Origin of the sequence: Microbulbifer sp. ALW1 (assembly GCF_009903625.1) — a bacterium.
Lineage (GTDB): Bacteria > Pseudomonadota > Gammaproteobacteria > Pseudomonadales > Cellvibrionaceae > Microbulbifer.
Map to the genome: position 1 here is coordinate 2041538 of NZ_CP047569.1, position 11009 is coordinate 2052546.

Annotated in this window: 8 protein-coding genes; 3 read left to right on the forward strand and 5 right to left on the reverse strand. The window is 44.8% G+C overall.

The features are described 5' to 3' along the window. Positions 1 to 253: 253 nt before the first annotated feature. The 5 genes from GRX76_RS08345 to GRX76_RS08365 all read right to left on the reverse strand — a co-directional run bounded on the left by GRX76_RS08345 (position 254) and on the right by GRX76_RS08365 (position 6924). A complete protein-coding gene (locus tag GRX76_RS08345) occupies positions 254 to 2623 on the reverse strand; it encodes a discoidin domain-containing protein (RefSeq protein WP_160152888.1) in 2370 nt (789 codons plus the stop codon). Between the two features lie 129 nt (positions 2624 to 2752). Beyond that, on the reverse strand, positions 2753 to 3583 hold the full coding sequence (locus GRX76_RS08350) for a CpsD/CapB family tyrosine-protein kinase (RefSeq protein ID WP_160152889.1): 831 nt from the start codon (positions 3581 to 3583) through the stop codon (positions 2753 to 2755). Positions 3584 to 3591: 8 nt separating this feature from the next. Then, entirely contained in the window at positions 3592 to 5181 is a 1590-nt protein-coding gene (locus tag GRX76_RS08355; protein ID WP_160152890.1) for a lipopolysaccharide biosynthesis protein, read from the reverse strand. 5 nt (positions 5182 to 5186) lie between these two features. Next, the gene (locus GRX76_RS08360; RefSeq protein ID WP_160152891.1) at positions 5187 to 6344 is read right to left on the reverse strand and encodes a hypothetical protein; all 1158 of its coding nucleotides are present in this window, start codon (positions 6342 to 6344) and stop codon (positions 5187 to 5189) included. Position 6345: 1 nt separating this feature from the next. Then, complete coding sequence (locus tag GRX76_RS08365) at positions 6346 to 6924, reverse strand: polysaccharide biosynthesis/export family protein (RefSeq protein WP_160152892.1); 579 nt, start codon at positions 6922 to 6924, stop codon at positions 6346 to 6348. A gap of 1014 nt (positions 6925 to 7938) precedes the next feature. Between GRX76_RS08365 and GRX76_RS08370 the strand changes: the two genes are divergently transcribed. The 3 genes from GRX76_RS08370 to GRX76_RS08380 all read left to right on the forward strand — a co-directional run bounded on the left by GRX76_RS08370 (position 7939) and on the right by GRX76_RS08380 (position 10908). Continuing rightward, positions 7939 to 8784 carry a helix-turn-helix transcriptional regulator gene (locus tag GRX76_RS08370; RefSeq protein ID WP_160152893.1) on the forward strand — a complete coding sequence of 282 codons (846 nt, stop codon included), beginning with the start codon at positions 7939 to 7941 and terminating at the stop codon, positions 8782 to 8784. Beyond that, positions 8784 to 10214 carry an undecaprenyl-phosphate glucose phosphotransferase gene (locus GRX76_RS08375; protein WP_160152894.1) on the forward strand — a complete coding sequence of 477 codons (1431 nt, stop codon included), beginning with the start codon at positions 8784 to 8786 and terminating at the stop codon, positions 10212 to 10214. Before GRX76_RS08370 ends, GRX76_RS08375 begins: the two co-directional genes overlap by 1 nt. 232 nt (positions 10215 to 10446) lie before the next feature. Continuing rightward, complete coding sequence (locus GRX76_RS08380; protein ID WP_160152895.1) at positions 10447 to 10908, forward strand: hypothetical protein; 462 nt, start codon at positions 10447 to 10449, stop codon at positions 10906 to 10908. The last annotated feature ends 101 nt before the right edge of the window (positions 10909 to 11009 follow it).

The following is an 11009-nucleotide window of genomic DNA, read 5'->3' on the forward strand; positions in this document are numbered from 1 at the left end:
AAAAAACGTACATTAAGTGATAGAAAGCTATTAAAGACAGGCGATGACTAAATTAAGGGGTGAAAGGTATCAAAACGAAGATGGCGAACTACTCGGCCGACAGTAGTTTTCTATGGCGACAAAGAAACCGATAGTCCGTTATCTGTGCTCCAGTACCCTGTTGCCTGGTGGGCAGCGCTTTATGTTATGTCCACTTATTTGAGCCTGTCCTTAGATGTAATATCTAAGGACAGGTTTTCACTTGGAAAACACATTACCTGGCTTTGGGGACTGTCTCGCTACCATCCTTGAGAGAGCTGAGCCGATCCAATGCACCATATCCAGTTCCGAAGTCTATCGGCGACCCAGATACGGGAAGAAAATGCTGCCAACGGGACCCTTCACCAGCACCTTCAAAAATCTTGTTTTTAAAGATTGTTGAAGCAGTGTTGTTTCTTTCGTAAACAAAGTTATCCCCTATCTGCATTCCATTGCTAAGAGCTGTTGTCTCATCACTGACAGCAGAAGAAACATTTCCAGATAAAGTAAGACCACTATTGGTTTTTCCTGCTTTTTCTACAACCCGAATTGATCCCCCTGCACCGCCTGACCAAGTCAGTAATGTATTATTTTTTACAGAAACATTTTTTGTTGCGCCATTGATATATATTGTATTTGGAGAGCCAATCTGTAAAAAATTTTGCTCAATAGTCATATCTTCATAACCGTTACCGCTTGGGTCTGACATGAAAATTCCCTGCATCGTTAGCCTCACCCCGGATTTTCCACTAACGCATTCAGTGGGTCTGATAGCATTATTGTCCGGGTTATCATAAAAATAGTTTCCTCGAATAGTGATATTTCTAGGGTTTGCGCCACCAAGGCCAAACATCTGTAGGCCATCAGTGTGCTGGTACTCACATGCATTTCCGGAATGAGGGATATTTAGAGGTTTAGTATCATAAAATACATTATTTTCTATCAATCCATTTGGTGAGTCACCTGTAACCCTCATCAAGTCTTCCTGGGCGTTGGTGATGTAATTATTTATTACTTTGAAATTCGACACCGAATTTACGAGCAGCGCATGCAAGCCTCCATCGACATCAATAGTATTACTTTCGATAACGACATTGTCAGCATACTTGAAATATACCGTGGAGCTGAATTTTGAATTAGTATATTTTAGATGGTGTGCATTGTTTCGTGCATCAATACCGGCAGAAAGAATTCTATCGAAGTGCACATAGCCCTTGTTGGAACCATCTATTCCTATGTCACTAAAAATTGCTCCGAACAAATTCTCGGCACGTAAAATTACATAGTCGCTATACTGCTTTGATATCGTAAGTTGACCATAATTACCATCTTTCAGCAGAATAACCTCGCCTCCGGTTACAGAATCTAAAGCGCGGATAAGCTCTGAGCTGTTATTGACTACGATGTCTCCAGTTGCCGGCGTATCTTCCGGATCTGGTGCCGGATCTTCGCCAGTCTCTGGCTCTGGATCCGGTGTTGGTTCGACCGGTGTTTCTACATCCGCAAGAAAGTCACTTTTGTTTACATCGGGTATCTCAATTTCCCTAATGCTCGTCCAGTCACTCTCAGAGTTGCCATAACCTACAACTTTTATTGAGGTAGCTATTGTGGGATCTATATCGAATATTTCAAACTCATCCGTGACGCTTGAGGATGAACCAGAGAAAACTAATGTCCAATTAGTATCATCGTAGGTCGTTAATACGTCGAAGTATGTATAACGTAAACTTCCCCGAAAAAATGCCAGTTGAAACTGCGTGAGTTCAATTGGCCCCGAAAGGTCGTACTTGATCCAAACGGACTCTGATGAATCGGGTTGTGCTGACCACCGAGAATCGTCAGATAAATCACCGTCGACGGTATACTCAGGAAGATGTCCATCATTATTGGAGTCTGTCACCAGCAATAAATCTACCGGGAGGGAGCCAACCTGAGGAGGGGTGCTCACCGGGTCTTCAGGATTGCCATCACCAGGTTGAACTTCATCATCGGGATCGGGTGGCTCAGGATTGTCTTCAGATCCTGGATCGTAGTCAGAAATTTCGATCCCTTCTACTGTCATTCCTGGGATTTTTACTTCAAGAATACTCGTAAAGGCACTTTCTGTATTTCCGTTTCCGATTATACGGATGAACTTGGCTGCAACAGGCGTAAAACTAAATGATTCTAAATCACTCGTATTTCCGGATGAACTCCCAGAGAATACCTGCGCCCAATTGGTGCCATTTAAGGATGTTTCAATAGTGAAGTGTGTTTTCCGTAGGTGACCACGGTAAAAAGCAATATTGACTAAATCAATCGTTTTACGATTTGAGAAATCGTATTGTATCCAGGGATGGATTCCTTCAAGGGGTTCGGCGGACCAGCGAGATTCGTCATCTAGAAATGAATCCAGGGTCCATTCGGGAAGATGCCCGTCGTTGTTGGACGCACTTACACCGACAACAACAATGTTACCTGAGTTGTCGACATTTCTACGTCCTTCACGCCAACTTTCTGAAGGAGTACGTGTCCCGCTCGATGAGTTATCAGAGCCGCAGCCGGCTTGCGTCGCAATAATTGTACTGATAGTGATGCTAAAGATAGCTGTCTTTAAGTTTCGCATGAGTGATCCTCCACTTTAAATCGTCCACACTGAAAATTTTCTAACGGAAGGTTCGGCTCATCCGTGGATTAAGGCTAGCTATTGTCCACTGGTCAATTTTTGTTCTCGTTATGGTTTTTCCCTGCGGGTTTAATAATCGTAATGAGCAAACTCTTTTTCATTTTTTACCATGTTCAAGACCGTTCCAATGAGATTTGTATCAGGAATTTGCTGTAAACATTCGTCTATTTCATTCTCCGTATAGGATCCATCCGGGATTACCAATAGCGCACAGTCGATAGATGGTAGTATCGAAATCGTGTCATCCGATCGTAATATCGGAGGCAAATCGAAGATAACTATACCGTCATTGTTATTTGACTTGGTCGAGGTGATAACATCTTGAACCTTTTTCGATGCCAAGTGCTCGGTTGAATTATCAATCCTGTGAGCAGCACCGGTGACTGACAACCGCGCGAGTTGTGGTTTTATGAGTGTTTCTTCGAATAAACACCGGTCTTCGAGAAAATCGTTTAGCGAATGTTCCGGGCGAATTCCAATATAACTAAGCACACTGGGGCTGCGCAGATCAAAATCTATAAGAAGTGCTCTCCGATTCGGAAGTTGTGCGATACTCATCGCGAGATTGATGGCAACAACTGACTTACCGGCACCAGGTGATGGTGAAATAATGGCAAGTGAACGCCATCCGTTGAGAGTCATTCTATGTAGTACATGCGTGCGTAAACGATCATATACGCCACAAAAAGGATTACGCTTGCTGTAGGCAAATATCCGGTTTTTTTCCAGATGCGCAGAGTCCAATGGTGTCGGTTCTAGTTCAAGATCATGTAATGCCGGTCTTTCTTGTAATCGAATACTTTGTAATTCCGACACAACGTTTCGATCGTTGCCTTCACTTCTGACTTCAAGCAAATTATGCGTTCTTGTCTTTTCCAGGGCTTCCTTAATCTTTTCCATATCTTTATTTATCCGATTCTGGCTACTACCTTGAACACGAGAATGTCGAGTGGCATTAATAGAAAGTGGATGCCAGTTAATACCGCTAATGTCGTTAGCGCACCTCCAGCGATAATTCCACGCTTCACAATCTTTGCGTGAACCAGCTCTTCACTTGAAGCAACATATGGAATGACTACAAGGGGTCTTTCTCCAATAAGATGAGTAAGGGGTCTAGCTCCAAACAGCTGGCCACCTTTTAATTCCAAAAGAAGAACCAGGCCAAGGGCACCCGCTACAGCAAGCACGAAACCTGCAGCAGCAATTTTTTTCCTGTTTGGTTTAATTGGGCTTTCCGGTAAAATCGGCGGCTCCAACACGGAAAATCTTTCCGCCTTCTTGGCTTCCTCAAGGCTCTCAGCTATTTTTGCTTCAATCTCTTTAGACTGAATTTCCTTATACTTCTTTAATGTATTTTCGTAATTTCTGTTTAAAGATATTAGCGCACGTTGTACTTGCGGCGTTTGAATAATGATAGACTCTAAACGATTCCGCTCATTTTCTAGTTGCTGTAACTCTCGCTCGAGAGATTCTTCTCTTCCGATTGCAGATGCAATTTTTGCCTGGATTCTTGCGCTATCCAGATTCTCTGCTGAGTTAGGCAGCGCATTTGAAGACCCTGTTGCAGCGCTTGATTCCGCCAATAGCTTTATGTTCTGAATATGATGCTGCTGACGGATTACGTCTGGATGAAGCTCTGAATAACGAACTTTGAGACGCGCAAGGTACTCTTCAGCTACAGCTAATTCCTGCTCACGGCTTAAAGGCGTATTCGGTTGTGAATCGACTCCGACGCCTCTACGAATTGCTCTCTGTTCCAGCTGCAGCAATCTCAACTCATCAGTCGCCGATTTGATGTCTCGCTCTTGGGCGAGAATAGATGCTTCGGTTCTTTCGAGCATCTTAATATGCAGATCCAGATGCTCTGGGAGGGAATCACTGTTCTCTTGTTTGTAGTTGGCTATCTTTTCCTCGATTGATTCCAGTTCAGTTTTAAGTTTTGTTGCTTCCTGGGTAAGAAATTCTGTTGTCTCGGATGCCCTGCGTGTCCGAGCTTTTACGTTTTCCTCTAAAAATAGTGTTACAAGCTCATTGGCTACTGCGTGAGCTACCTTGGGAGATCTATCTTCGAATCCCACTGTAAATGCCAGTGTTGTACGTCCCCTGTTTGACCCTGAGTCCCCCGTAACTTTTGCGATAGAAACCTTCTGCCGCATTAAGTCGAGTTGTTCGGAGGATGATAGGTTGCCACGAACATCACTGAATAGATCGTACTTGTCAATTACATTGAGCAGGTTTTCTCGAGTCATCACCAATTGTTGTATAACCTGAATTCGCTCTTCGGCATAGCTCGATACGGTGGAGCGAATCAGGTCATCAGGGATCTTCTGTGACTCGATAAGTATTGTTCCTTTCGAATGGAACGTTGCCGGAATCTTGAGGGCGACGATAATGGCCAATCCGAAAATAAGTAGAAATGGTGGAACCATGATCGGCCACCTACGCTTGAAAATTCCAAGATAGTCTGCCAGTGAAAGTTCATAGCGATTGCCTATCATGATACTTAGTCCACCAAGCTATAATTCAGAGAAAAAGAAATTACGTTTGCTTTTGCCATTTCAATTCGGTCCAGGTATTTGTATTGCCATGCGATTCGAGAACTCCATCTATCCATAATTCGATGCTTGGCTTGCAATTCCAGGAGCGACACACGGTTACGCTCTAATGAATCCACATCTCTCAAGCTGGCAGAAATGTTGAATTCTGTTTTTGGCGAGTAAAGATAAGAAAAATTTACTTTTAGGCTGTCAGCAGTGACGAATCTTCCAAGTCCGCTGGGCGTTGTCTCTCTTGCGTAGACCGCTTGATATCTGGTTTTTTTTCCAAGAAAGGAGATTTTAAAAAAACCGTTCCAATCTATTTCATCACTGGCGTTCTCTGAACCTTCCGTATATATCGTTTCTACCCCGAATTCAGACGCAGCGTTTTCAGAAATTTGAAAGCGCATGTTTAGCAATAAACCGACTAGCTCTGAAGTCTTCGCGGTATCGATTTCTGGGGATAACAATTGCGCCTTCAAGGCAAGCTGTCCAGAAAATTGTTCACTAGCCTGATGCTGAAGATAAGTTCCGAGATTACCGACTTGATAACTAACGAAGTCATCACTCGAGTATTTGACATCCGATAGGCCTCCAGATAGGCCAATTTCGCTCCTTTCTGCTAACTGATATTGCCAATCAATACTTGCCTCTGAATCAATTCTAGTTTCGTCGGAATTTATTTTGCCAGTATCATACAGCTCGCTGACAAGAGTGGAGGTCTCCCGGTAGTTGGCAGTAGTTGACAGTGCACTACGGGATCTGTTCTCTGAGTAAGTGAGCGACAAATTCGGGTCGTTTCGATCGTTAATGAGATCTGTATTTGACGACTCTACTAGGTTCAGTCCCGCATTCACATTCAAGCTTCTACTAGGAGCCTGCCATTGAAGCCACATTTTTGGTTTGATGAGGCCACTGTAGACTGCGTCTTTCGCTTCCGATTCAAGTTTAGGATTTGTGGCGTAATCACCGCCGAAAGCTAGACTATAACCGAAAGTTTCAGCTTCACTTTTACTCGCTGTAACAACGCTTCCTGCAAGTAATATCTGGGTTAAGGGCTTCAGGAGGAATCGAAATCCAGGAAATTTCAGGTCAGGCTTCAGTCTCCTGCCAATAGTTTTCACGTCACGGAACCAGAATAGTGTCACCCGCTTGAAGGGCATGATTACTTGAGAGGTTTTTTCCTGAGAGTATATCGCTATAAAAAACCTCGATCTGTTCTTGCCCTTTATCGGAATATCGAAGTATGCGGATGTCATTCTCATCGGCAAAGGTATCTAGGCCTCCAGCCAAGCTGAGTGCCTGTACAACGCTCAGTGGTGTACTCATGATGTAGGTTCCGGGACTTTTCACATGCCCAAGAACGTAAATGCGGTTTCCCTCCGTTGCTTCGACAATAATAGAAACTGTTGGCGAGGGAACGTATTGCTCGAGTTTGTTTGCGAGTCGCGATTCCACTTCGGGTACTGATAAGCCACTTACTAGTACACTCCCAGTGAGCGGAAAGCTGATGCTGCCGTCCGGTAGGACCAGTGTTTTCCGATTTAGCTTCTCTTCTCCCCATACAGAAACGTGTAAGCTGTCTCCTGGCTTCAGCTGATATGCTTCGCCTGCCTGAGTATCAATGGTGACTAGCGTAATCCATAGGGCAAAAAAAATAAGGCTGCTAACCCGGCCAGGTTTTATCCAGTGTTGAGTAATCATAATTACGATTCTAGAAGCTTGTGCCGAAAAGTTGCTTGCGGGCCTCAGTGCGAGATGATCTTGGTGAACTTCCCATACCCTTTTTCCGATCATGGATTTTATGACTCTGAAGCTTTCAACTGAGGGAGCGCAATCAAATAGTCTCCGCAAATGCGGGTCAAATGGATTGGTAGATTGGTGCCTGGGTAAGGCTATTCCAGAGTTTCAAGGTTTTAAGTCGCGATCCTATGTGGGGATCCGGGTAACCACAATGGCCCGCTCGGGCTAATGGCCCATTGAACAGCAATCTCGGCTTTTTCGTGATCGTCTATTCATTAGTTTTCGAATAATTTGAATAGGCCTGTGAAAAATTTGAATAAGTTAAGGAAGTCGTTTATGTGGATTCAGGCGCCGGACAGGGTGCGAAAATAAAATGTCATGTTATTCCAATGTGATTTTCTTTCGGAATAAATAGATGTTAAACCTCGGCCTTTGTACTTTTGGCTCGATTTATGCGTTATCTAGAGGCGTCGGAATTGAATTCTATCTTTAGGCATGTGAAAGAATTGTGTACCTGGAGAGATTTTGTTTAGAAGGAAGGGTGCGTTCATCACGCCATTCATTTGGTTGTGACGGTAATGCCTATAGTGCGTTGAATTCGGCGACGATTCCAGAGGTGAAGAAGAGGGCTGGATCAAAATTTTTTCCCAGGCCGCGGCTTCCGTGAAGTAACCGACAAATTTTTTGTTACTTTTTGGGGCGATTTTCGTCTCATTATGGTGCGCTTGAGTTTGCTTTTTTCACTTTCTGGTTTTTTGTGAGTTTGAGTTCAAGGGAAGAGTGTGACACGGGCCTCAAGTAGTGCTAGCTTTAGAGGCGCCTGGTCTGGCTGGACTAACATCTGGTACGACCGTACGGTATTTGCGCGATTTTTTTTGGGGGGGGCCCCAGGAAGTTAAAGCACTTTACTTTGAAGTTCATGGAATAGCGTCGAGGACGATTTTGTCGTCGCGTTAGAGAACGCAGGTGGGGAAAATGGATACTTTGGTTAAGGAGCCTGGGCTGGCTTCATTGAGTGAATGTACTGATTCTTACAGGGTACATGAATATGCCCAAACTCCAATTAGTAGTAACAAGCTTTTCACTGCACTTCGGTCTTCTTGTGCAGTAGCGAGTCGTCCCGACTTGTATCATTGGCTTCGCTCTGAAATTCATCCTCTGTTACCTCACGAAAGCTTTTTTGCTGCCTGGGGTGATTTCAGCAAGCGTGAGCTTTCGTATGATGTGATTTCCTCTAGCCAGCGTATCGATGCGCAAACGATATCCGGGTTTGACGGTGTCGAAAGTGCTATGGAACGTTTATTCGATACGGTTACGCAGGCAGGTGGAACATGGCTTTTATATAAGGATTTTCATCGCTTGGCTGAAGAGTGTGGTATCGATACTCGATCCAGGATTTATCGGGTTGCCATGGCTCGCACCCGTATGCTTCTCGTGTATGCGTTGCAAGACAAGCGTAGTATGCATGATTGTCTTTACATATTCTCTATTGATAAGCAACCGGCAGTTTTCGATCCTTTATTGCTCGATGTGTTAATGCCGCACATCGATGTTGCGTTGCGGCGAATAAAATCATTGTCGATTGTGTGTCGTGGTAAATCGAAAGTCTCCGGTGTAACTATCGATTTGTTAAGCGTGCGAGAGCGCGAAGTGCTGAACTGGGTTAGTAAGGGAAAGTCGAATGAAGAGATCGGCTTGATTCTCGGGATAAGTCTCAATACGGTGAAAAATCACCTCAAGCGCATCTTTAGTAAGATGGGTGTCACAGCGAGGTCGCAGGCAGTCGGTGTTTATGTTCAGTGCAGCGCTGGGGCGGTCTGATGTCTGGTATTGAGCTGTCCATTCCTCGAAGATCCGCCCTTCGGCGTAAGGATGATCTGTCCAGTACCGCACTGGCGGCCCTAGATGGTGTGGTCATTATTGCTATCGCATGGGGTCTTGTTCGCCTAAATGTAGGTACTCTTACCACCGAATATCTATCGATGATGCTTTTGTTGCTCGCTGGTTTGGCGGTTTCGTTTGACCACCTGGCAATATATCGCAGTAACAGACGCTTCAGTGTCAGGGTGTTCAACCTTTTCAAGGCATGGACCCTGACTTTCTTGCTACTTATCTCTGTTGGTTTCGCATTCAATATAAGTGAGAGTTATTCGCGAACGGTAGTTGCGCAGCTATATGTTTTGGGAATTATTTTTACAGCGTTATTACACTACGTTTTCTATCGATTTCAAAAGTTGCGATCACAAGGTTCAGGGGCTACTGAACATGCAATTGTTATAGGTCAGGGCGATCTGGCGGGCTATCTGTCGATGAAGATTCGCAGCAACCCATGGCTTGGTCAGAGGTTGATCGGGACGGTTTCACTGGGTGAGCCTGAGCAGGAGAGGGCCGAATTGGGGTTTAATGGTGAGAAGTTGCCGTTATTGGGCAGTATTTCGCGATTGTCAGAGATACTGGTTTCTAATGACATCCGTGTTGCATATATCGTTACTCCACTAGAGAACTCACGAGTTCTGAATGAGCTGTATTTTACCCTTTTGGATCACCAAATCGCGATACATTGGGTACCCGACATTTTTTCTTTGCGTTTGATTAATCATGGGGTTGATGAAATTGCCGGCATTCCCGTTTTAACTTTGTCGGAAACTCCCCTAACTGGTACCCGATTGCTCTGGAAATCTTTGGAAGACATTGTCATTTCCGCGATTCTTTTGGTGTTGGTCAGTCCTTTGCTTTTGTTAATTGGTGTTGCGATAAAACTGGATAGTTCCGGCCCCGTCATCTTTCGACAAAAGCGGGCCGGATGGAATGGCCGCAATTTCCATATTTGGAAATTTCGTAGTATGCATGTGCACCAGCAGGAAGGTGGCAATGTACAGCAAGCATTTAGGGGTGACCCTAGAGTCACGCGGGTTGGCGCATTTCTTCGCCGCACTAGCCTGGATGAGTTGCCGCAATTGATTAATGTGTTACGTGGGGAGATGTCGCTGGTCGGCCCGAGACCACACGCTATCCAGCATGACGCTGAATACTCCAGGCGTATTGCTGAGTATTTTGCCCGCTATCATATCAAGCCCGGTATCACGGGTTTGGCGCAGGTACGTGGTCACCGGGGCGAAACCGCTGAACTCAGTCAAATGATTCAGCGGGTCGAGTCGGATATAGAGTATATTAATAACTGGTCAATATGGCTTGATTTCACCATTTTGGTTCGTACTTTTAATGCATTTACAGGTAAGTCTGCTTACTGAAAGAGTGGCTTCTCATTCCTGGAACTCGCCACTTTAATAACGGCTGTTTAGATAGCCCTAGTGGGCCATTGTCGTCTTTCCTTGTGGTACGTATTGTTCTACTTTCAGCGCTACGTCTCAAAGGTAGAACCTTATGTCCTTTTCATTCTTAACCCGCAGTCATTTTTCGACTCTATGCCGCCCCTGGAGGTCGCTGCTAATTGCTCCACTCGTTTGGTTGTGTTTTCAGAGTATGCACGTCAATGCAGCTTCTCTTGATGCTACGGTAACCATCTCCCCTGACGACACTACCTGGATATGGTCCCTGGAAAGCTCCCACTGGAGCCCGGGTGAATATATTGGCATCCACGTAGAGGAGGGGGCGAATGTGTCTGCCGCAGTGCTGAATATATTTGGTTTCAACTTTATCGACTTCAGGGAAGTGGATATTGAATACAGTCTTGCTGGCATCGACTCATTATCAGAATTTAATAACCCCATGGATCTAACCTGGTTCGCCTCTTCGGTGAATAGCCTTACCGCGACACTCCTAAGCGGTATGGACTACATCTTGGGTATCCACTGTGTCGGCGATTGCTTCGCAAAAATTAAAACAAAAATTGAAGTGAGTGCTGTACCCCTGCCGGCCGCTTTTTGGCTTTTCGGGTCTGCTTTACTCGGTTTTGTATTCTTGTCTAACCGAAAATCAACTTGATATTGCGAGTCAATTTGAATTTTTAAGGCTATACGTTAAATAGGCCGTTTCGAGATGTTCATCGGGCAGCTAAGTTAAGAATCCCCAGTTTTTGACGCGCC

Coding starts and splice junctions, on each gene's coding strand:
- GRX76_RS08345 (WP_160152888.1), bottom strand. CDS start 2,623: ATGCGAAACTTAAAGACAGCTATCTTTAGCATCACTATCAGTACAATT.
- GRX76_RS08350 (WP_160152889.1), bottom strand. CDS start 3,583: ATGGAAAAGATTAAGGAAGCCCTGGAAAAGACAAGAACGCATAATTTG.
- GRX76_RS08355 (WP_160152890.1), bottom strand. CDS start 5,181: ATGATAGGCAATCGCTATGAACTTTCACTGGCAGACTATCTTGGAATT.
- GRX76_RS08365 (WP_160152892.1), bottom strand. CDS start 6,924: ATGATTACTCAACACTGGATAAAACCTGGCCGGGTTAGCAGCCTTATT.
- GRX76_RS08370 (WP_160152893.1), top strand. CDS start 7,939: ATGGATACTTTGGTTAAGGAGCCTGGGCTGGCTTCATTGAGTGAATGT.
- GRX76_RS08375 (WP_160152894.1), top strand. CDS start 8,784: ATGTCTGGTATTGAGCTGTCCATTCCTCGAAGATCCGCCCTTCGGCGT.
- GRX76_RS08380 (WP_160152895.1), top strand. CDS start 10,447: ATGCACGTCAATGCAGCTTCTCTTGATGCTACGGTAACCATCTCCCCT.